We start from the raw sequence: 22,094 nt of genomic DNA on the forward strand, positions 1-22,094 counted from the left end.
TCATGATGCATCTCAAAGATGCATCATGATGAAAGTTCCCAGCCAAAAGCAGAAAAAAGAAAGCAGCCCTCTGATTGCGATATTGCGATTCCTTCTGTGACCTGTCAGCTTATATTCGATATCCGAAAGGTATGAGCTTATCCCGGCGCCGATAAACAGATAAAGGCCGATTAAATAGATAATTGCCGCATATCCCATAGTGCTACCTCCTTAGACTATCCCAACGCGTTTCTATATTGAGAGTCTACCACAGGACCTGTACCAAATTTCGGACTCGATAGGCTTTCGTATTCTTCTTCTAATCACGGCACTCGTCTAATTCGACTTCTCGGATTCCGGCAAGATACCCTCTATGCGGGCTTGTCTTTCCAGTTCAGCTATGATCAATCGCAGAAATCGAGAAACAGAACCGGTTGCATATTACCGATACATGGAAGTATAGTCCTCGCATGCGGATGAACTGTTTCGCGCGAACAGGAACACGGTATATCGTAGGCATTCATATAAACATGTTGTATAGTAAGAATCGCAAACGCCGAAAGGAGACAGAAAGGTTGAAGAAGAGAATTTTTGTTTTGATAACAGCAGTGGCAATGCTTGGATCTGTCCTCGTTGGTTGCGGAAGCGAGAAAAGCGAAGTTGAAACCACAGCCAGCACTTCTGTTCAAGCGTCCGCCGAAACAAGCGCAAGCCCTAAGCGCGAAGTAAAGATGTATACCTATAATGACGGAACATACGGCCCCTACAACATTCCGTCCTATGACGAAAACAACCAATATGCGCAGAGACTCAAAGAAACCTACGCATCCGATGCATACCCAGGGGTTTACATTGCCAAGGTAGATAAGGGTTGGATCTGGTATTGGGAGCCTGAGACGGACGACGGAAATTATTACTATATCGGCAGCGTAGATAATCCCAATTATCTTCAGGGCGATGATCTGAATCGCTTTCTTATGGATATTAGAATCAACCTGAATAAGTTCATTGAGAAGTGTGATGCGGGAGAACTGCATCCTATCGATCTCGATGGCGACGGAAGCATTTCTTATCCCGAAGCGTATATTCAGTCCTTCTTTGCGATTCAATCAAATCAGGATAAGCCCTATAACGGTTTGATTACCTTTTTTGATTTTGATGATATTCTATGGGAATAAGCCCGAAAAAATGCTTTGATTGATTTTCCTAAAGAAAACGCATGTAGCGTGATCCCCGTTAAGCGCGAAAGGAGGTTTGAATGAGAATCAAGTTCACCGAAGAAGAGAAGCGATTGTTTGATAAAGTCATGCCTTATGCAGCGAAAGGAGGAGGAATTCGCCCGGATGCACCTCCGGAGATTCAAGCTATCTATGCCAGACTGGTAGAGATAACCAACCAATATCTGAGCCCGTATTCGACACCTATGACACCTATTCATAAGGATTCTTGCGATTTATCGGACGATAACCAAGACAACTGAATCACAGCGATGAAAGCACAGCTATAACGGCTGTGCTTATTTTGTGCTCAGGGTGGCGGGGTAAGGTCGACATGCCGCCTTCATTCCATTAATCCCAGTAAACGTGATTCTGGGCAGCGATGTCATCATATATTCTCTGAATCTTTCTCCCTTCCTCATCCGGTTCGTCGTTATGCGCGACAATGTTATCAACGACCGCATCATCTACAGCATCTAATAGCGCATCAACATCATCGGCAGATATCAATTCTTCAATATTTTCGATATAAGGTCTCAGCACCTCAATCTGCTCAACCGTTATAATCACGTTTTTCTCCTTTCGCTTTTGAATGGGAAGAAGTTACTTGCACAATATTTCCCGGGTCCGGGTGACTGATACGGATTATTGCCGCGGGTGCGGGGAAGTCACCATTAGGAACACCGGGCGCGGGCTGTAAAGGCAATTATTGCCGCGGGTGCGGGGAAGTCACCCATCATAGCTCCAACCATAGGTGGCTTCAAACACCTTCCGGCGATGCTCCTTAATCATTTCCAGGTAGCGCTTTAAAGCGTCTTTCGCCGCCTGTGGTGCGTTTTCTCGTAGCTTTCCGGCTTCCAGATAGGGCTCAAAAATAGCTGCTAATGCGAGTTCCTCTTCGGTATACCTAAGAACCATCCCTGTTTTCTTTCTTCTGCATCATCTATTTAACTCATTTCAAGGCCTCATGCCCTCTTAACGCATCAGTACTATCTCCGTCCTGAAATCTCATCCGCACTGACTTCAATCGTTTCCCAGTCAGGCCCTTCCAGATCCACGTCTACAATGTACTCAACATTTTCCTTTAGGATTTCTACGATTGTAGCTGTTCTGCCATCTTTCAAAATGACTTTAGAATACTGCGGATACTGTTCCATTATTTTGCTCCCTATTCGTGACTTATACACCGGTCATACGGTAGATACCTACGTCCCGGATTCACAAGGCCAGAAGCACTCTTGTGTGCGGGGAAAACTGCCCTTAATCATTCAACTCCTCTTCAGAAGGCACAGAAAACAGATCTTCTCGGCTATACTCGCCCTCTTTGATTTTGCCTTCTTCCAGCAAAATTCTTATAATTTCATCCTGTATCTCCTGTCGGGTCATCTTTTTTATCCGCTCCGGGAGCTCGAACTTGTCATTGATTACTTCTACAGCGTCGCTCTTCTTCCTCATCTAATTTCCTTTCGTGTCATGTCGTACGCGGTACTGAATTTCAGAAGCGCCACCTTCTGCGCATCCGCTGTAGCTTCTGTTCAACGCATAGATTGGAATCACTCCCGCGTGAGTGAGAAAACTATCCAACTCTTTCTACGTTTTGATTTTATCATATTATCTGTCCAAAATTTCGGTCTCAATTAAAACTTCGGTTTCCTCAATCCCCAACAAAGAAAAACTATCAAGTAAACAAGCGCGCAATCAAAGCATGGGGTGACGGGAGTCGAACCCGTGAACAAATACCGGCTCGATAAGTTTGATATTCCCTTGCACACTTAATAATGACTCATGTTGCCAACTTCTTTGATATTTTCATGCGTGTTTTCTCCTAAAATCTCCGCCCTGTCAAAAGCGCATCTTTGTTGGATCACCCCCGCGTATGCGGGGAAAACATGACTGTATCATCTTCTCAACAGTTGCCCGCGTCTTCTCGTCAAGTCCCGCGAGCGGGTCCTCCGGTTCCGGCTCTCCGCCGTCCGGATCTCCCGTGTCATCCTCACAGGTCGGCAGGAGCTCCTTATACTCCTCCTCTGTGACTGCTCCGCTCTTCAAAAGCTCATCCAATTTCGTCTTCTTCATACTGCTCCTCTCTGAGTGCTATCTTCGATAGCCCACTTGTGTTTTTCGGAGTGCGCGCCACATCCCCACCGTCCGGAGTGTCCGCCAGTGCGCCCACCTGCGCATCAAAAAAGCACAGCCGCTATGACTGTGCTTACGTTACTGTTATTCAGTTGGTGTTGCTGTGGCCCAGTTATCAGGTAGCGGACACGGGCTCAGGTATGGGTTGGTTATCTCAACAAGTCTGGCATAGATAGCTTGAATCTCCGGAGGCGCATCTGAGCGGATACCTCCTCCTTTCGAAGCTGCATACGGCATGACTTTATCAAACAATCGCTCCTCCTCTTCGGTGAACTTGATAATCATGTAAACCTCCTTTCTCGCTTTATGCGTCTTTGCATCGCCGCTGATTCCAGTGCATTCTTCGTCTCAAAGAATCACCCCCGCGCATGCGGGGAAAACTTCTTTCCCGTATATCTATATCAATAAAATCTCTCTTAGTCAGAAACCGCACCACTCTGATCCGCCTCTCCCGCGTTTTTTCCCTCTCTCTGCATCTGTGCGGATATCGCTCTTTTTATGTAGGCGTTGACAGACTCACCCGCCTCGTCCGCAGCAATTTTTATCCGATCCCGCTCCCCGCGCGGTAGGTTTAGCACGACTCTATCATACGCTTTCGAAATGTATTTGTATGTCGCGCGTTTACGCGCCTCGCTTATCGCCACTCTCTCACCTCCCACCTCTGTTTTTATAGTATATGCTGCCGTTGTATTGCAATTAATATATAAAACGCACAAATAATCCCTCGTTTATTTGTTCATTCTGCTGATTGTATGTTGCTGGCAATATTGGGTCGCCCCCACGTGTGCGGGGAAAACGGCCTGCTGCTGTGGAGCTCGCGGAGTAGGTGTGGATCCCCCCGCGTGTGGGGGGAAAACCCGCCCTTTTGTTGATATCCCCTTTTTTGCTCTTCTTACTTTCCCGCTGGTCTAGCCTAACCCTCCGTATCACCTATATGCTCCGCAAGCACACGCTTTATAAATCCACTCATCGTCTCGCCCGCCGCGTCAGCGGCGGCGCGTAGGCGCTCATAGTCCGCCCTTTTTAGCTCTAGCGGTACGCGCTTGTATGCGCGTTTTTTGTAGGCGTTGATCTCCTGCGTCCTACTCTGACTCTCTCTATCGTCCATGTCGTCCCTCCTATCTCCTCTCCTCATATATAGTAGCACACACTGCCACAGTTATATCCACAGCATAGGATCACCCCCGCGCATGTGGGGAAACTCCATGGACTTCTCCAAGCTGCGTAGGAGCTAGTAAGTTGCCCACAGGTTAACCATTACGAGTTTCTCCGTGCTAAGATAACAATTCTTCCAGACTGATATCAAATCCGAATCTCTTCACATCCGCATCGCGAGCCAAAAGCTCATTTTTTATTGTGTCCAACGTCTCATAATATGCGAGCGCTCTCCCTGCCTTGTATTCCCTATAGGGAAGTTGTCTTGCCTCTTCGGCCGCGTCTTTGGCGTTTTGCAGAACTCTTGACACTATGTACTCCCATTCATCGTTTGTCAGTTCTCTCATATTCTCCGCGCTCCTTTAACTCTATAAACTTATTCTCTATTGATTCCTTAAAAGGATTACCTCCGAGTGTGCAGGGAAACGCCACAACTTTTTCAATACATTCAGTTTACCACATTACTTGTCCGAAATTTGATACACAATCAGCACTTCTGTTTTCTCCATATCCAAACAAAGCAAAAAGTCTCTCGGGTAACAGGCGCGCAATCAAAGCATGGGGTGACGGGAGCCCCCCATGTCAAAACACCAAAAAACAGCGCATATACGTGGTTTTATGCTTTGCGTGTGACAGTTTGTAATCACCACACTTCCCGTGACATATCCTACTATATTCATGCTCTCCGGGGCACAGTACAAAATTTTTGTCTGGCGATAAGGGGAATGATTATGCTATACGGTAGATACAAATACGTGTAAAGTCAAAAATTCAAACACGGACATAAACGCCTGTTTGCACGTATTGAACCTCTTGCTCGCACCGAGCACCGGCACTCTCTTGTGGCGTTGAAAGACACCTTTACAGCGGTTCCGTCCAAGTATCTGCTCTATTACGATGGGAAAGGAAATGCCGGTTCTTTTTCAGATACCGCACTGCCCAAAACGATGACACCGGGCACGTACGAAAGCTGCTTTCCGAGCAGCTGGGTGTTCCGAAAAATCCGATCAAAGTGAAGCGGGTTACAGAAAGAGTATTTACAAAACAATCTCCGACTGGCGAGAAAACCTATGAACACAAGCTATACAACGCAAAGCTGAGTCGCTTTCCTGAAGTCTTGAAAGCTGTAGAGTTCACCCTGAACAGAACGAGATATTGCCGGATGACGCTGCAAAAAAACGGAAAAGCTTTCGGAAATCCAAAAACAGAAATTAGATGTCGTTCACTTCGTAGAAGAATCTTTGTAAGAGCCCTTCGGGGGCTCTTTTTTATGCCTCTATTCCGAGCCGCTCCTTCAACGCCTCCTGAAGCACCTCAGAAAAATCAAAGCCTTGCGCAAGCGCAGCGGCATTGAGCCACGCGGGAAGGGTTACTGTGCGCGTAACAGCCCTGTTAATGCCTGCCAGGCGGACAGCCGGCATATAGACATCAATCAGTGCTGCGCGCTGGTTTGGCGCAAGGGAAAGAGCTGAGAGCTTGGCGGGTGTCGGAATGTCCTCTCCGTCCTCCTCAAGACCAAACAGAGTGATTCCGAGCAGCTCACGGGCAGAGAGCAGCGCGTCGGCGTCATCCTTGCCACAAGTGGCCACATCCAGATTCGGAAACTCTACAGCGATTTCCCGATCGTTCTCATAGGTGAAAACTGCGGGGAAAAAGTATCTGTCAGGACTTTTGCGCATTTTCCTTTGCCTCCTTCCTTTTCCGGCATTCCTCCCTTTTTCTGTACCATATGGTATTCCCGAGAATCCAGTTAACAAAAGAACCGGCAGGAGCGGTCAGATGTTCGGACGGAGCGGGCGGCGTAGTATTCTCTCGATCAAAGCCAAAGAGAGTGAACGCTAACACATCCTCCGCCATATAAATCGCATCCGCCAGTGTATCGCCACAGGTATAACATCCTTGTAAGTCGGGAAAATGAACGGAATATCCACCCTCTGCTTCCGGTTCAAAAATCGCGGGATATGCGTATCTAGACATATGATTCTCCTTTAGTGCTCTTGAGCCTCTTCGGTCTGCGAGGATACTGCCGGTAGTTTTTTCCGGTTGGAACGTAGTCCGTCTATATGCTCGTGTAAATTTGGCTTTATACTTGCCCACAAAGGGTCGAGGATGAAATCAATCCCCTCTCTGCGTGCAAGCTTAGCGGCGGGAACAAAGTCGCTGTCACCTGAAATTAGAATAATCTGATCGACTTGCATCGCTCTGAAACGCAATCGCCCGCCCGAGCATGTGCACATAATCGATCCCCCCGTGTGCGGAAAAAACCTTTGCGGGGCTTCTCGCGACTCAAAACGGCGGAATCACCCCCGCGTATGCGGGGAAAACGGTTTCAGGAATAGAATCCTTAAATCCAAGTTGGGATCACCCCCGCGTGTGCGGAGAAAACACGAAGCGGATGCGCGACGAGATGGGCGTCAAAGGATCACCCCCGCGTGTGCGGGGAAAACTTCATCGCCAAACCGTAGTATTCTTACTCTTGCGGATCACCCCCGCGTGTGCGGGGAAAACAGAGAAATCGTTCTTAGCAGCAAAATCATAACAGGATCACCCCCGCGCGTGCGGGGAAAACTGGAGTACCAGGGCGACGGGCGATTGGCGACTAGGATCACCCCCGCGCGTGCGGGGAAAACAGCCCGTACCACGCACCGAACTTTGTGTAGTTCGGATCACCCCCGCGCATGCGGGGAAAACCAACCATTGGGGTTTTTCAAATGCTGCTAAACAGGATCACCCCCGCGCATGCGGGGAAAACTATCCTGTGCAACGGGTTTCTTTGCGCGCCACAGGATCACCCCCGCGCATGCGGGGAAAACAGGTCGTTGACCCACACCTCGCCCCACGTGCCAGGATCACCCCCGCGCATGCGGGGAAAACCCTCGCCGAGCCAGTCGGACACCAGCTGCGCGAGGATCACCCCCGCGCATGCGGGGAAAACCGTCCGATCCTAAGGCTCCCTGCCCTGTTCTCAGGATCACCCCCGCGCATGCGGGGAAAACCACGGAAGATGCTGCATCGGGAAGGGGCTGCAAGGATCACCCCCGCGCATGCGGGGAAAACATTTGTACGGAGGCAACGCGCATCGAGAGAATGGGATCACCCCCGCGCATGCGGGGAAAACCGGGCACGGGCACTATGTCGGACAACGGCGGGAGGATCACCCCCGCGCATGCGGGGAAAACTCAAAAAGCTTTATCGGCAGCTCATGAAGGAGAGGATCACCCCCGCGCATGCGGGGAAAACTTCTTGTGTAGCGTATGCATGGTAGAGCAGGAAGGATCACCCCCGCGCATGCGGGGAAAACTATTCATGTAGCTGATCTTTTTCCTTTCTTAAAGGATCACCCCCGCGCATGCGGGGAAAACAACGAATGCGACTATCAATTGCAATTTCGACTAGGATCACCCCCGCGCATGCGGGGAAAACTTAGAACAAGTTTTGAACAACAATATGGAAATAGGATCACCCCCGCGCATGCGGGGAAAACATCACGAATGGCGCGCTCTTTAAACTTAGCCAGGGATCACCCCCGCGCATGCGGGGAAAACAGTGCTTAACACATAGCGCAAAGGAGGCGCGAAGGATCACCCCCGCGCATGCGGGGAAAACCGCGGCTTTATAAAATTGGGAACAGACAAAATAGGATCACCCCCGCGCATGCGGGGAAAACTTGGAAAGAATGCGAATGTAAGCCCGCGAAGTAGGATCACCCCCGCGCATGCGGGGAAAACTCAATAACGGTCGTGTCGTCACCCTTCGGGCAAGGATCACCCCCGCGCATGCGGGGAAAACAAGTGCCTAAGACAAGCGCAAAGGAGGCGCGAAGGATCACCCCCGCGCATGCGGGGAAAACTTTCTACAATGGAGGTGATAGCCGGAAAACTGAGGATCACCCCCGCGCATGCGGGGAAAACTGACAGGGGTATCGGATGAGCAAGCAATCGACAGGATCACCCCCGCGCATGCGGGGAAAACTGAATGAGAAAATGGGGGCTATGAAAGCGGTTGGGATCACCCCCGCGCATGCGGGGAAAACAATCGTAAGTGATATTGTTGGCACGGTTCAGGAGGATCACCCCCGCGCATGCGGGGAAAACTCTTCTATCGTAGAACCTTCAATCGCGAACCAAGGATCACCCCCGCGCATGCGGGGAAAACTTCTTGTTTACATTGGTTTGCTATGTCAAGATAGGATCACCCCCGCGCATGCGGGGAAAACTCAATATTATCATCAGCCCTACCATCAATCGCAGGATCACCCCCGCGCATGCGGGGAAAACGCCGTAAGGATACTAATATCGGTCTGCAAAGGAGGATCACCCCCGCGCATGCGGGGAAAACTCCAGCGCGACCGTATTTGCATACACTTTCCCAGGATCACCCCCGCGCATGCGGGGAAAACAATATTGATTCCGTAAGTTCTGTAAACTATCAAGGATCACCCCCGCGCATGCGGGGAAAACACTCATCATCAAAGTCTTCTTCAACCTCTGTAAGGATCACCCCCGCGCATGCGGGGAAAACAACACATCGTCGCACACAAAACATTTCTTCTGAGGATCACCCCCGCGCATGCGGGGAAAACCCTGGTAGGATTTCACAATTTATCTCCTCTGCAGGATCACCCCCGCGCATGCGGGGAAAACAGCCGGACCCGCCGCCGCTGCAATCATTGCCCAGGATCACCCCCGCGCATGCGGGGAAAACCACGATTTGGGAAGATAATTACAAGGGATTTAAGGATCACCCCCGCGCATGCGGGGAAAACAAGAATACATTTACGGGGATACGGATTCTATAGGGATCACCCCCGCGCATGCGGGGAAAACGATGATGGACAGCGTATTATTACGGATACGGCAGGATCACCCCCGCGCATGCGGGGAAAACTTCGTTGAAGTTAATTGCGTTGCCATTGTCTGAGGATCACCCCCGCGCATGCGGGGAAAACTTGTTCTTTACTTTTGTTATTAAAGTAGTATAAGGATCACCCCCGCGCATGCGGGGAAAACTTATAACTTTTGTCAAGATTTGCAAGTTCAGCGGGATCACCCCCGCGCATGCGGGGAAAACTGTAAAAGCCGACCTTTTCCAACTGTTCACCGAGGATCACCCCCGCGCATGCGGGGAAAACACTAAGGGAACGCGAGACTATAGCACACAGGAAGGATCACCCCCGCGCATGCGGGGAAAACGTTTTCTTAATCATGTTTCTTTACTTGGTAATAGGATCACCCCCGCGCATGCGGGGAAAACGTCCGAACGGAACGAACGGAAATGATGAACGAAGGATCACCCCCGCGCATGCGGGGAAAACTCTATATGTAGTCTACCTTCTAATATACTTAAAGGATCACCCCCGCGCATGCGGGGAAAACATTTTAGTTGTTCGGAGTTTGTGCGTGCCCTTAGGATCACCCCCGCGCATGCGGGGAAAACACTAAGGGAACGCGAGACTATAGCACACAGGAAGGATCACCCCCGCGCATGCGGGGAAAACCGTATTTCGATTGCACGGTATCGCCGATGCAAAGGATCACCCCCGCGCATGCGGGGAAAACGACAGGAAAAGCCGGTAATTATCCACCACCTCAGGATCACCCCCGCGCATGCGGGGAAAACGCTACGCTGATAGCGCATCGAGAGAGCCGCTTAGGATCACCCCCGCGCATGCGGGGAAAACGTGTCCAAACTCGGCACCATGGCGGGGGATGCGGGATCACCCCCGCGCATGCGGGGAAAACTCGTAAAGCATCGCTTCGTCATATCCTGCCGCCGGATCACCCCCGCGCATGCGGGGAAAACTTGTCCGGACATCTACGCCAAGGGCCCGAAGGCGGATCACCCCCGCGCATGCGGGGAAAACAAAAAGTACAGCGCCCTGCAAATCGCGGCAGCCGGATCACCCCCGCGCATGCGGGGAAAACTCTACCGGATCTACTCGCTGCGTGGTCGCGTCCGGATCACCCCCGCGCATGCGGGGAAAACAAAAGCGTTGCCACTGATACTTTGTCCGTGTCCGGATCACCCCCGCGCATGCGGGGAAAACGCGGTGAGCAGGCCGGAGGCGTTGCGTACGGTCGGATCACCCCCGCGCATGCGGGGAAAACACCGCGGGAGAGTCGACATCTGCGTCCGAGTGCGGATCACCCCCGCGCATGCGGGGAAAACATCTACGCGGTAGAGATAGACGATGAGGCGACCGGATCACCCCCGCGCATGCGGGGAAAACGTTGGCCGCCAAGCAGAGGCACAGCAAGGACTCGGATCACCCCCGCGCATGCGGGGAAAACCTGGGCACTAACGCCGAGCGTGGCGCTTGCGCCGGATCACCCCCGCGCATGCGGGGAAAACCCCGTCATAGGTCAAAGCAAGAATTTTTGAGACGGATCACCCCCGCGCATGCGGGGAAAACTGGACAGAAGCTCTTGTGCGGGGACTACACCGCGGATCACCCCCGCGCATGCGGGGAAAACTATCTGCTTCGACAGTCTCTTTTTCCACATCTCGGATCACCCCCGCGCATGCGGGGAAAACCTGTAAATCGCGTCGCTGACCGAAATGTCGAGCGGATCACCCCCGCGCATGCGGGGAAAACCCGCAGGCTATCTGGCCAAGGAACGGGATGCGCGGATCACCCCCGCGCATGCGGGGAAAACAGCTCCTGTGCTGTCTCGTCGTAGTAGACGCGCGGATCACCCCCGCGCATGCGGGGAAAACTAGTACAAGCGATGACGCAGCTGCTCAAAACGCGGATCACCCCCGCGCATGCGGGGAAAACGATTGACATCGTGTCGATTACATGTACTTCGTCGGATCACCCCCGCGCATGCGGGGAAAACAGCGGTGGCTTAACTGCCCTGCCTCGATCGCCCGGATCACCCCCGCGCATGCGGGGAAAACCGTCTTTCTCATCCCCCGCTTCTTCCTCTTTTCGGATCACCCCCGCGCATGCGGGGAAAACGCGAGCGCGCTGTCCTCCGGATCTCTCACGGGCGGATCACCCCCGCGCATGCGGGGAAAACGTCGATGACCTGCCCGGGCACCGGCGGGAAGCCGGATCACCCCCGCGCATGCGGGGAAAACTGCCTCACGCTGTTCGCCGTAGTTGGCAGCGTCGGATCACCCCCGCGCATGCGGGGAAAACAGGACGACGACGCAGAGGATGACGGGCTTCACCGGATCACCCCCGCGCATGCGGGGAAAACTGCTAGAAGAGAGCGGCAAGACGCAAAAAGAGCGGATCACCCCCGCGCATGCGGGGAAAACCTTGTGCAGCAGCTCCACATCCGCGCGCACATCGGATCACCCCCGCGCATGCGGGGAAAACCAGAACACGAAACGACAATATTACCCGGCTTCCGGATCACCCCCGCGCATGCGGGGAAAACACTTCGGAAATGGCGTATTTCCGTGGTTGATCCTAGTCCTCAGCCTCAATCCTCTTTAACTTCTCGTAAAGCTGATGCGTCAAGCGGCAGTCAGCGAGCGCCCTGTGCGGCTCCAGTATAGCAAAATGAAAATACTTTGATAAGGTCAAGAGTTTGTAATCTTCCACCTCCTCTATCTTTTGCCGTGCAAGATTCAGTGTATCAGTAATGTGAGGATGTCCCGGCAAGATATTGTTTTGCTTGCAGGCCTGCTGCAGGAAACGCCAATCAAAACTCGCATTGTGACTCACAATTCGAGTATCTCCGATGAACTCCAGCAGCTCTTTCAGCACCTGTTCAATCGGCTTTCCCTCGCTTTTAAGCTTATCCGATGTAATTCCGGTCAATTCAACAATTGTCTCCGGTACAGCATCGCAGTAAATCAAGCTACTGTAACAGGATACTTCTCGCCCTTCCTCTACTCGGATAGCCGCAACTTCGATTATTTGGTCGCGCGTTATATTAAGGCCGGTCGTCTCCAAATCGAGCACCACATATTCTGCTGTACTTCGTTTGTGTGCCTGATGCTTCTGAATCTGCTGCACCTGATAGAACTTCTCCGCACGGCTCATCGCGGCCTTCTCTGTCTCAACTTGTTCGGAATTCTCTTCTCGTTTTTTTATCCCGGGCTTTCTCACCAGCTTGATGCCATCGTAATCTACCGGCAGCCAACTGGTATTATGAATTGCAAAGTCTAGTTTCTGCTCTCCGTTGCTGCTGTAAACCATGGTCGCTCTGCCATCTTTGACGTGCTCACAAATGCGTCCCCAAAGTTCATCGCGAACGCGTGCACTGAGATTCCCAACATAAACGCCTGTCGAAATTTCAAGCAGCCATTTAGACAAATCTCCTCGCACCTTGGGCGGACAATCCGTCAAGGTAATCACTATCATGCCTGCTCCTCCACGCTATACGAGATACCATGGCGAACCCTTCCCTCACGATTATCCCAGAGATAGATAACCTCGTCTTCTGCGACATCCTCTTCGCTTTCTGATAGTAAATAGTGTAAATCCCGCACCATACGTTCTAACAAATGATTGCGAGACATCGTATCTCTTACCTTTCGTCTTACATACGCAGGCAAATCCAGAGGATTTTCAGCGGTGGCCTCAAACGCAATCGGAATCGTAAATTCCGCCTTATAGAGATCCGCGAAATCATATACAAACGAAAGGTCGCCTCCCACATGGACAAAGCCAAGTCCCGGAGAGCAGCCCAATGCAACAATCACTGCATGTGCCAGACCGTAAAGGCACGCATGTCCCGCACTGAGTGCCTGGTTAATCGCATTACTCTCCTCAAAATCCCCCATTTGATATGCTCTTCCGTTCCAAGGAATTCCGTACTCCTTCGAGCACTTGCGGTATATTTCCCGTACTCGACTTCCTTCTCTTCCTCGAAGTTGTTGCAAGGTCAATTTGCTTACATCTTCTCCTGGAAAACGCATCGCATACATTTTCCTGACAACTGCGAGATGTAAGCGCTGGTTGCTGACCAATTTCGCTTGCTGTAACAGAAGGCCTGCACGCTTAGTGAGCGGGCGTCCGCTCGCATAATAGCGAACGCCGTGCTCTCCAACCCAAATGACAGTAACACCTGCATCTCCGATCAGCTCCATCGCACGGTGGGTAATGCTACTGCCCGGTCCCAACATCAGTACCGAGATGGCTGCCGCCGGAATATCTACCGTACCGTCATCATCCATCACTTCAATCGCACTGTCACGTCGATTCAGCTTGCAGCGTTCCAGATACAGAAAGGTCATTCGATCTTTGACCTGTGGTAACTGTTGTAATTCCGGGCGTATGATGCCTGGAATCTCTTTCATCTTTCACCTCAGGGCAGACGCATAATGGTGAGCAATCCCATGCCGTAAGCTCTTCCTCTGCCCATACCGCGGCACAGAAGCTCTTTGAATTTTTCTACATCCGTTACCGTTAAGACACCTTCGTAACTTACTTCACGGAGAGAAACAGATCGGTCTTTTTCTTCTCGTTTGCGGAAGATATGCCAGTCGTTTCCGACAACACGAAAATTTCCTTCCTCCAGCATAAATCCATGTTTTCCGGCCCGTTTCCTAAGCCAATCCTCTTGCTGAACCACGCCCGCACAAGCCCTTACCTTGCCACGTTTTCCCGTGCTTGCATGAGAAATGCTTTGCGTGGGATTCGCGACTAGTCGAAAACGCCACTGGCTCTGCTCTGTGATACGTGCCAAGAGCGGCTCATACTCTCTCGTCAAAAAGCCTTCTTTTAGATTTCCGTATTCACGTACCGCAGCCTCCAAGTTTGGCTTTTCTTCGCTGAGTACAAGGATATAAAGCCTACCTCCAAGTGAATCCAAACGCCAGAGTCTCCGTTCTCTGCCTCCGGAAAAGGCGCCTTCCACCATTCCATGAATCTTACTGCGAGAAGTAAGGAGTTTCCTTGTGCTCCTTCTGTCTGTATCCAGTTCCATACGTGTCAGATACATTCCTTCTCTCCTCTCACAGTTCAGCCATGGCATCATGTTCTTCTGCCGATTCTTCTGTATTTACATCATCCCGAAGCCAAATTTCTTTTGCGCGTCGATAACCGAATTCTCGTTTCATCGGATTAAAAGAAATCGGCACATCCTGTACAACAGCACCTTCCAATTCGTCCGGCATGCTGTCTAAACGGATATATCGACGCGTCCGCTTATTGCTTCTCGCATTTTGGTTCTGATTTTCTTCTTCCCGGAGTGCAGTCTCCAAGTCTTTTTCTCGAAGTCCCAGAACCAAGGGTAAGGTCGGTGGACAAGAGCGCCTTCCTAGAAACAACGGAAAGCAAGGCGTCCGTAACGCTGCCTCTAATTTTTCAAGAAATGCATCATCTTCTGACTCTAATCCCACCAAAAAAACAGCATCCGAAAGATAGTATCTCGATGTTACATATCCTATTTTTTCGGGTTCTTCATTTTTATCTTTTTTTGCTGTCTTCACCGCCTGTGCGGTATGGAAGTCCTTTATGACTTTCCCCTCTCGATCCACGCGAACTCCGAACCGCAATGCTGATAGTTCCGATAAATCAGCGTCTCGCCGAAGTCCCAATGCCGCTGCGAGCATCCCGATTACGCCGCTCTTCGATGGCTCTCGCTGCGTTCGTCTGCTCTCAAACTTGGACTCCGTACCCCACGCCTGCAGCGGTGCCGCAAGTCGCAATAAAAGCGTACTCATTATTTCTCTCCTGCTTTACTCTGCAGTTCACGCACGTATTTTTCCAGTAAATCAAGATTCTCCTTCATCGGTCGCTCACCGCACAATTTCTCCATATACTCTCCGGTGCCCAAAGCATATGTAGGTACTTCAACAAAGTTCTGATAACTCTTTTTCACATACTCCACAAGCCGCTCGACAGAGGGCTTGCTGAAGCCGTTGCGACTCACAACCGCATCTTCAAACGCGCCGCTAAAATTCACCGGCTGATCCTCTCGAATGGTAATGTAAACAGCGTCCGGAACGGTTCGGTTTGCAAATGTAGACTGCTTTCCGGTCGGCATCGAGTAGATAAAGGCTTCCGCAAACGTCCTGATAACCTTCTCCGGATTTCCGACCCACTCCTTAAATGCAGCCAAGCTGACAGTCGCATAACGATAGAGGGTAGAAGAGTTGAATTCAACCGTTCCCAAATGACCTGCACCTGAACTGTCTCCCACCTTAAGGTCATCTACCGCCGTGAAATAATCATATTCATTGTGTACGGTGTGTGTCGAAATACTGTGCGCAACCTGTGACGCAGCATCGTAGTTGATAGAAGGGTCTGTTGCAACCATACGTCCGAACAATATCATCTCAAAACTCGGATTATTCTTCAGTGCTAATCTCGCATCTTCTTTCAACTTTTTTTCTTCTTTTTTTCCTAAACTCCCATCCTCTGTAATAGTATCCACTACAAGCTTTGCCAACTCTCTAATCTGCTTCCAGCTGATATAAAGAAGCGTCTCTAATTCCTCTTTATTATAACTGTCTTCCTGCTTTTTGTTTTTTTTCTTATCCTTATGTCTCGACGCTCCTTTGCCTAAAATCGTTCCAGCCAAATCTTCACACTGCTCACGACTCAATTTGCCGTTCAACTTCTGGATTTCATCCGCAATCTTTCCACGGACATACTTTGTTCTGACACCCAATTCCTCTTGCGGAATATTCTGCTGAAAGTAAACACGCATAGCATGTTTCCACGCCTGTGAAGATACGCGCGCACGCATACTTCCCCCATAGACTGCAGTCTTAGGGCTTCCCGTGTCATCGCGATTGATGCAGCTCGGCGGCACTGTCTGAATCACATGAAAATCCACAAATAATCTCTTCTCATCCATAATTTCATCCTTTCCGGTCTGTTTGACCTACAATAAACTAACTTCATTCTCTATCGTATGCTCAAATTTTAATCCGCAGAGGTGCTTACAACTGTATCCTCTTACTCTTCACTTTCTGTCCCCGGCTTTTCTGCTGAGCCATCGTTTTTCAACCCTTCAAAGGATGAGAGCTCTCGGTAAAAATCACGTCCCCATTTAAGCCGCACTCCGTCAATCCGATCCGGATTCTGATAATCGTACAGATCCTTTGCAAGAGCTGCGTAATCCATCGGAATATCTTCTCGTTTGCAAAGCTGAATGATGTTTCTCAAATACCAACTAAATCCGGTCAGATCTGCTGCGCTTACTGCTACATTAAATCGCTTTATAATAGCTTCCTTGGCATCCGAATTACAACTGATTAACTGTGCGACTGCTCGTCCGAAGGTGTTTTTCTCTTGGAACATAAACTCGCTCTCAAGATTTCTCTTTCCCTGCTGGTGTAAAGCAAATAATGTAAGTGCTGTGAAAATAGCCCATTCCGCACGACTTGGCTTGCTACCTCGCCCCTCTAAGGACTCGGGCAAATCTGTGAAGAGCATGTCCCAGAGTTCCGGTATTGCACCCGGCTGTTCCCCGACACCGCGCCGCATTTTCGCAAGGATAGCTCGTACTGCCGCTTCGTTGGGATTGCTTTGCAAACTCATAAGCTTGCGCTTTACAAATTTAGCGATATCACTCTGTCGTGACTCTGTCTTACTCCTCTCTTCCATGCATACCTCCTCAATTATGAGTTTCTCCCCCGCAAAGCAGGGTATAGCTTATTGATTTCTTTCACCATGACCTCAAATGCAATCGGCGAAGCATAATGCTTTTTATCCAGTTCTTTTCCGGTTAGTGCTTTCATTCCGGCATCTCGTATGGTTTCTCTTCCCAAATCCAGCGCTATTTGCTTCGCAATCTTTTGCCACTCCAACACTTTTTCTTCCATTGCCTCTCCAAGACAATTCGAGTCAATAGAATTCAACCATCTTCTAAAAGGAACATCTAACGATGCGTAGCAAGTCTCTCGCCCCGCATCAACAACCGCTTTTCGCTGATCTTTGTCAGTACTGTATCCTCCGGAAAGCGCAACATTATAAAAGAACTTTCCGAATGTTTCTGTGAGTATCTCACACTTCTTAATCTCTTCTTTGATTCGATGAATCCATGCTATTTGGGAACGCTCCTCTGTTCCGGATAGAATTCCGGATGAAAACGCCAATGAATCCGAAAATGTATCTTTTACAGTCGCATTTTGATCTCCGTATTGCGCAGACACAATTTTAAATCTGCATTTTAAATCTGTGGTGCTTTTTAGCTTTCTGTAAAGCAACTGATTCCAACGAACCAGGCCCGGCATATGTCCGTCTTCATTCTCACAGAATATGCTCCCAAACTCTCTCCACATCTGACGATCCGGCTCATGTGTCTTTGGAATCATCCACTTCTTTTTCCCACTCTGCGAATCGATTTTCCAAACCGTCATTTGCTCTGTAAAAGCATTTTCCGGATTAAAATAGTCTCCGCTCAGAACCCAATATCCTTTGATATGACTGCTATCGCCACGCTCTAAAAGCAGTCTTCTGGATTGCCAGGTCAACAATTCTGCTTGATTCTCGGGAAGCGGATAAAGTTGTCGTTCTTCTTTGGACAACTCATTATCTGTTTTCTCCCAAATGGCCTTATTCTCCTCTTTCCAGAATTCATCCCCGTCTTTTAATAGCGTTAAGTTTAACAATAAAGTCTCAAACAGATTTCTTCCGGTCGCCGAAACAACACCCATTTTACCTAGCCATGCAAGTCCCGGCCCCTTACTACCTTTCTTTTTCTTTGTATCGTTATCCTGCTCCTCCGTCTTTTCCCCTCTTACAGCAGGCTTTACGGCACTATCATCAAACGCGTTGAGATATACCATCCATCTGCTTGCCTCTGCAAATGTTAGAGAATCCCGAGACACACCGCTACGCACAGGAAAAAGTCTAATTTTATTTGAACTCTGAGAAAGCTCTCCGTTCAATTTGCACGACGGATAAAGTTTTTTCTCATTCGCTTGTAAAACTTCCTTGACATCTTTCACCTGCCAAAACGGCCTCTCCTCATGAAACAACCAGAACCGCTCCCGCCACTGCTCTAGGTAGTCTTGAATCGGCTCTTCCGGAAAATGTCCCAAGTCATAAAGTGCTTTCCAGCGCCGAAACACTTCATCCTCTAACTCATCATCCTCCAAATCAAACAGTAAGTTCTCTTCTCCGTTCTCATCCACCCGAGAAAAGGTGCAGTGCAGTACCGCAAGCAACAGACGCAGCATGGCCACATCTTGCGCAGCCGTTTCACCGGCCAGATCCTCATACTCTTGCGCATGGACAAAGACATCTTTGAGCGATACCTCTTCGACACGACAATCTCGTGTTCGAACCCGTATCCACGGCTCATCCAGCAGGTTAAACTCAGGTTTTATCATCCGCAGCTCCTTTCTCATAAAACAGGCCTTCCTCCTCCGAGTACCACAAGCGAAACCCCGCAAGCTCTGTTTCCAACTGTTCGTTCAACAAGAGAAATGATTCCTCTCTCAACATCGGATCGTGCTTCCACTCACCGGATAACACAAGCTCATTCATCGGTTTCAGCGCATCGAGAGTCTTTTTGATTTGATATGCACGACAGAGCTTTCCGGGTAACTTCACACTTTGCCGCAACATGTCTCGTTTCTCTTCCGGAGAAGGAATACGTTCCACCGGAAGTCTCTGCCCTTCGTGTTGCCAGGGAAGATAGTGGATTTCATTTCCTTTTTGTAGAAATAGGAGCACTTCGATGCTGTTTTCTGAGTCTCTTACTTGCGCCTGTGCTTCCTCCTCGTCCAATTTGGTCTCCACATTGCTAATCCAGTTCTCAAGACTTCTTCTGGGCTTATCGAGACAGTATGTATCCGCTTTCGTCTTTTTACATCCGATTTTATTCTCCTCGCCCTTTTTCGCGTCTAGGTAAACTGCCTTCTCAGCACAGGATTCCCATTGAGGTTCCCATTCGCCGTAACAATCCTGAACCAAATTCGGAATATCCGTTGGCAGTGTGATTTTGTCCGGCAAACGCTTTTTGGTTCTCATGAGGAGATAATCCCCGTAAATGGCACGCGTTCCGGATTCAAGCGCATCTTCATCTGGCGCTATGACGTAGCACTGCGCCTCCCTCAGCTGTTCCGGCCGCATTGCGTCGTGTGTCGGATGGCGATGTAAGCGTCCCAAACGTTGCAGGAGTAAGTCCATGGGGCAGAGATCAGTGAGCATCACATCTCCGTCGATATCCAAGCTTTGTTCCAGCACCGATGTTCCGATTACTATCAAGTGATCTCGCTCCGCTTTGGCGGAGTGCTTCCCCAGTTTTTGCAACAATTCGCGCTCACGTGCTGCGCGGTCCGGCATCAAAAAAGCACTGTGCAGGAGAATAATCTCCGAATCCGGTATTTTCTCCCTAACTTCCTTGGCAAACTCTTGCGCACGGCGTATGGTGCTCAATATCACGATGGCGCAGCCGCCGTCCCGTAGCTTATCTCGCAACGTTTGAATGCGCTCCGATTCTTTGACATGTCGAATCGCTACACTTCTCGATGCACTCTGTAGTTGCAGCCCCTTCTGGTGAACCTCTTTTCCGTCGGTCCAAGTGAGCAGCGGATACGCACGCGAATATCTCCAATCCTCTTCTTCGCCTTGCGTAAACCGCTTTTCGCGCTCACGTATTTCTCGCTTAGATGTATTCAGATAGGCATCCACAAAATCGATGCGCCTTGACGCGGGCAGAGTAGCTGAGAGAAGAATTACCGGCACATGATAGGCACCGAGCCAGCACAGTGCGCGCTCCAGGTACACGCCCATGTAGGCGTCGTAAGCATGCACCTCATCGATAATCACGATTTTTCCCGCCATGCCGAGATGCCGGAGCATCAGGTGTTTTTGCTTCAGCGCAGCCATCAAAATCTGGTCCACTGTTGCTATTACAAAATCGGAGAGCAATACTTGCTTGCGGCCGCGGAAAAAGCTGTGTACTACCAGCGCTTTGCCTTCATCCTCACCGATGCACGCTTCCCCCGTGAACTCTCCCTTTCCCGCTTCCAGCAAATCGGCATAGTCCTGATTTAACTCCGCTTTGCCGTGCGCAAGGCGTATCGAGAGCTTCTCCTTGCTCTCTCCCTGAACCGCAACCTGCTCCTCCGCCCATGTCCTTATACGCGGGAATATACCGTTTGCCGTCGCCTGTGTCGGCAGGCCGAAAAAGAGCCCGCCGCTACCGCACTTTCCGGCAAATATTTCGGCAGCAGCAAGTGCCGCCTCGGTCTTACCGACGCCCATCTGCGCTTCGACAATGAGGATACCCGGTTCATTGACAACATCTGATATCTCCAACACTGCCTTCTGCAGTTCGTTGGGCGGGAAGCCAAAGTTTTCCGCAAAGGTTGTCTCGTCCATTCCGCCAAGCTCGGCCGACCAGACAGCCGGAAGCTTTAACTTTTTCCAAGCACTGCGAGTCCGCTTGGGATACATGTCTTCCCGTCCCAAATCGTCAATCGATATCGTTGGGTGGTAGAATTGATTGCTCGCGACCCAGTCCGCCATGACAAGAAGTCCGGAGAGTAAAACGCGCTGCGGTCCCGATAGTTCCGGAAGCTTTGTTATGTCTTGAATTCCGCTTACTTCTACGGCGTATTGCAGAAAGGCATCCCAAATGTCAGCCCACAGCTCAGCATCACTATCCTTGCCTCTAAAATTGACAAGATGCTCGTCAAACGTAGACTCGCTCACCGCCTCCTGGGGTTTTCCGTGATGTGCGCCGACAATCTCACAAATTCCTTCGTTCACTCCCCGCCGATGTAAAATCACCTGACCGGCCAACGCATGCGCGACTGCCGAGGGATCCGTAAATGTTTTTATATCCGCTATTTCCAGCCCCTCTTCCGCAAGCCGTTCCCGAACCTCCGGCAACATTTCTAAGATACGCGCCTGAAACACGGCCGTTGCCTTGCCGATATCGTGCGCCATTCCCAGGAATACACAGACCTTTTGAAACAGCGCTTCGTTTTCCTGCAGCGCTTCTTCACTGCCGCCGCAGATTTCTCGCCGAACGGCAGCCGGCAGCCAATGTTTCCAGAGTTCTTCCATGATTCCCGCTGTGTCCCGCGCGTGCATCCAGAGCGGCAGCCACTGTGCGCTGTCGTTCGGATTGGTTTTTGCCGCAAGACTGCGCATCAGCTTGCTTACATTCATGCTCTCCTCCTCGAGTTCTTAACATTCTCTTACAGTTTACCGCTTATAATCTTAATTTCAAGTCATGATTGCATATTTTCGACTTTATTATTATATCTATTTTGTCTAATTTGACGCAGCGGCATCATCTCTTACTATTTTGGAAATGTCACTTCTATTCATTTCGGTATTTTAGGCTCCCAACCGAAATCTCTAACCCTCATCTTTGATAATTTTACTTTACCACAGCACCTGTCCGAATTTCGGGACTCAATCCCCTTTGTCTATCTTCCGAAATCTTCCCACAAAAAAAGAGGCAGCTGCTTCCGCAACTGCCTCTCCCTCTCTCGACTCAAAGGTACAAAACCGTAGGATCAAACTCTCGTGTATTCTTAACGCCCATGTACAACATGAGTTCAGCGAGTTCTTCGTTCATCTTCAATTTCTTTTTCTTGACGCTCTCCGTTCCTTCCTTGAGGAGCGGCTAGCGTATGTCGCGCCCCACGGAGACGGCGTCCGTGCCGAGGGCAAGTGCCTTATAAGGAAGAACTTCATCGTTCCCGGTGTGAAAACCGAACTTCTTTATC

The 22,094-nt window shown here is 50.2% G+C and carries 22 protein-coding genes and 1 CRISPR repeat array; of the genes, 2 read left to right on the plus strand and 20 right to left on the minus strand.

Annotated elements, in window-relative coordinates; all coding sequences use genetic code 11:
• Window positions 1-12: 12 nt before the first annotated feature.
• Window positions 13-198: a hypothetical protein gene (locus ACO4XG_RS00780; RefSeq protein WP_308508871.1), complete on the minus strand. Its 186-nt coding sequence runs from the start codon at window positions 196-198 to the stop codon at window positions 13-15.
• A gap of 356 nt (window positions 199-554) precedes the next feature.
• Between ACO4XG_RS00780 and ACO4XG_RS00785 the strand changes: the two genes are divergently transcribed.
• Window positions 555-1,157, plus strand: coding sequence for a hypothetical protein (locus tag ACO4XG_RS00785; protein WP_308508870.1), 603 nt, complete (start codon window positions 555-557; stop codon window positions 1,155-1,157).
• 80 nt (window positions 1,158-1,237) lie between these two features.
• The gene (locus ACO4XG_RS00790; RefSeq protein WP_009533394.1) at window positions 1,238-1,459 is read left to right on the plus strand and encodes a hypothetical protein; all 222 of its coding nucleotides are present in this window, start codon (window positions 1,238-1,240) and stop codon (window positions 1,457-1,459) included.
• 88 nt (window positions 1,460-1,547) lie between these two features.
• Here ACO4XG_RS00790 and ACO4XG_RS00795 read toward each other — a convergent pair whose 3' ends face one another.
• From ACO4XG_RS00795 to cas3, 19 genes are all read right to left on the minus strand, one after another.
• Window positions 1,548-1,766, minus strand: a complete 219-nt coding sequence (locus ACO4XG_RS00795) for a hypothetical protein (protein ID WP_308508869.1) — start codon at window positions 1,764-1,766, stop codon at window positions 1,548-1,550.
• Between the two features lie 159 nt (window positions 1,767-1,925).
• Window positions 1,926-2,114, minus strand: coding sequence for a hypothetical protein (locus ACO4XG_RS00800; protein ID WP_308508868.1), 189 nt, complete (start codon window positions 2,112-2,114; stop codon window positions 1,926-1,928).
• Window positions 2,115-2,185: 71 nt separating this feature from the next.
• Window positions 2,186-2,353 carry a hypothetical protein gene (locus ACO4XG_RS00805; protein ID WP_308508867.1) on the minus strand — a complete coding sequence of 56 codons (168 nt, stop codon included), beginning with the start codon at window positions 2,351-2,353 and terminating at the stop codon, window positions 2,186-2,188.
• A gap of 103 nt (window positions 2,354-2,456) precedes the next feature.
• Window positions 2,457-2,651: a hypothetical protein gene (locus ACO4XG_RS00810; protein WP_308508866.1), complete on the minus strand. Its 195-nt coding sequence runs from the start codon at window positions 2,649-2,651 to the stop codon at window positions 2,457-2,459.
• Between the two features lie 387 nt (window positions 2,652-3,038).
• The gene (locus ACO4XG_RS00815) at window positions 3,039-3,272 is read right to left on the minus strand and encodes a hypothetical protein (RefSeq protein ID WP_308508865.1); all 234 of its coding nucleotides are present in this window, start codon (window positions 3,270-3,272) and stop codon (window positions 3,039-3,041) included.
• 144 nt (window positions 3,273-3,416) lie between these two features.
• Window positions 3,417-3,617, minus strand: a complete 201-nt coding sequence (locus ACO4XG_RS00820) for a hypothetical protein (protein ID WP_308508864.1) — start codon at window positions 3,615-3,617, stop codon at window positions 3,417-3,419.
• Window positions 3,618-3,748: 131 nt separating this feature from the next.
• On the minus strand, window positions 3,749-3,976 hold the full coding sequence (locus ACO4XG_RS00825; protein WP_308508863.1) for an antitoxin: 228 nt from the start codon (window positions 3,974-3,976) through the stop codon (window positions 3,749-3,751).
• Window positions 3,977-4,245: 269 nt separating this feature from the next.
• Complete coding sequence (locus ACO4XG_RS00830; protein WP_308508862.1) at window positions 4,246-4,440, minus strand: hypothetical protein; 195 nt, start codon at window positions 4,438-4,440, stop codon at window positions 4,246-4,248.
• A gap of 166 nt (window positions 4,441-4,606) precedes the next feature.
• On the minus strand, window positions 4,607-4,834 hold the full coding sequence (locus ACO4XG_RS00835; protein ID WP_308508861.1) for a transposase: 228 nt from the start codon (window positions 4,832-4,834) through the stop codon (window positions 4,607-4,609).
• A gap of 921 nt (window positions 4,835-5,755) precedes the next feature.
• Entirely contained in the window at window positions 5,756-6,166 is a 411-nt protein-coding gene (locus ACO4XG_RS00840) for a type II toxin-antitoxin system HicB family antitoxin (RefSeq protein ID WP_308508860.1), read from the minus strand.
• Entirely contained in the window at window positions 6,150-6,464 is a 315-nt protein-coding gene (locus ACO4XG_RS00845; RefSeq protein WP_308508859.1) for a type II toxin-antitoxin system HicB family antitoxin, read from the minus strand. Before ACO4XG_RS00845 ends, ACO4XG_RS00840 begins: the two co-directional genes overlap by 17 nt.
• A gap of 319 nt (window positions 6,465-6,783) precedes the next feature.
• Window positions 6,784-11,875: direct repeats of the CRISPR family, unit length 29 nt; unit sequence CGGATCACCCCCGCGCATGCGGGGAAAAC.
• A gap of 32 nt (window positions 11,876-11,907) precedes the next feature.
• Window positions 11,908-12,807, minus strand: a complete 900-nt coding sequence (cas2e, locus tag ACO4XG_RS00850; protein WP_308508858.1) for a type I-E CRISPR-associated endoribonuclease Cas2e — start codon at window positions 12,805-12,807, stop codon at window positions 11,908-11,910.
• Window positions 12,804-13,745, minus strand: coding sequence for a type I-E CRISPR-associated endonuclease Cas1e (cas1e, locus tag ACO4XG_RS00855; protein WP_308508857.1), 942 nt, complete (start codon window positions 13,743-13,745; stop codon window positions 12,804-12,806). Before cas1e ends, cas2e begins: the two co-directional genes overlap by 4 nt.
• Before the next feature lie 8 nt (window positions 13,746-13,753).
• Entirely contained in the window at window positions 13,754-14,389 is a 636-nt protein-coding gene (cas6e, locus tag ACO4XG_RS00860; RefSeq protein ID WP_308508856.1) for a type I-E CRISPR-associated protein Cas6/Cse3/CasE, read from the minus strand.
• Window positions 14,390-14,402: 13 nt separating this feature from the next.
• Window positions 14,403-15,113, minus strand: a complete 711-nt coding sequence (cas5e, locus tag ACO4XG_RS00865; protein WP_308508855.1) for a type I-E CRISPR-associated protein Cas5/CasD — start codon at window positions 15,111-15,113, stop codon at window positions 14,403-14,405.
• Entirely contained in the window at window positions 15,113-16,252 is a 1,140-nt protein-coding gene (gene cas7e / locus ACO4XG_RS00870; RefSeq protein ID WP_308508854.1) for a type I-E CRISPR-associated protein Cas7/Cse4/CasC, read from the minus strand. Before cas7e ends, cas5e begins: the two co-directional genes overlap by 1 nt.
• Window positions 16,253-16,353: 101 nt before the next feature.
• Window positions 16,354-17,004, minus strand: a complete 651-nt coding sequence (casB, locus tag ACO4XG_RS00875) for a type I-E CRISPR-associated protein Cse2/CasB (protein ID WP_308508853.1) — start codon at window positions 17,002-17,004, stop codon at window positions 16,354-16,356.
• 14 nt (window positions 17,005-17,018) lie between these two features.
• Window positions 17,019-18,752 carry a type I-E CRISPR-associated protein Cse1/CasA gene (gene casA, locus ACO4XG_RS00880; RefSeq protein ID WP_308508852.1) on the minus strand — a complete coding sequence of 578 codons (1,734 nt, stop codon included), beginning with the start codon at window positions 18,750-18,752 and terminating at the stop codon, window positions 17,019-17,021.
• Window positions 18,721-21,528: a CRISPR-associated helicase Cas3' gene (cas3, locus tag ACO4XG_RS00885; protein WP_308508851.1), complete on the minus strand. Its 2,808-nt coding sequence runs from the start codon at window positions 21,526-21,528 to the stop codon at window positions 18,721-18,723. The genes casA and cas3 overlap by 32 nt, the downstream gene beginning before the upstream one ends.
• Window positions 21,529-22,094 lie beyond the last annotated feature (566 nt).

It is taken from the genome of Stomatobaculum sp. (assembly GCF_057248925.1).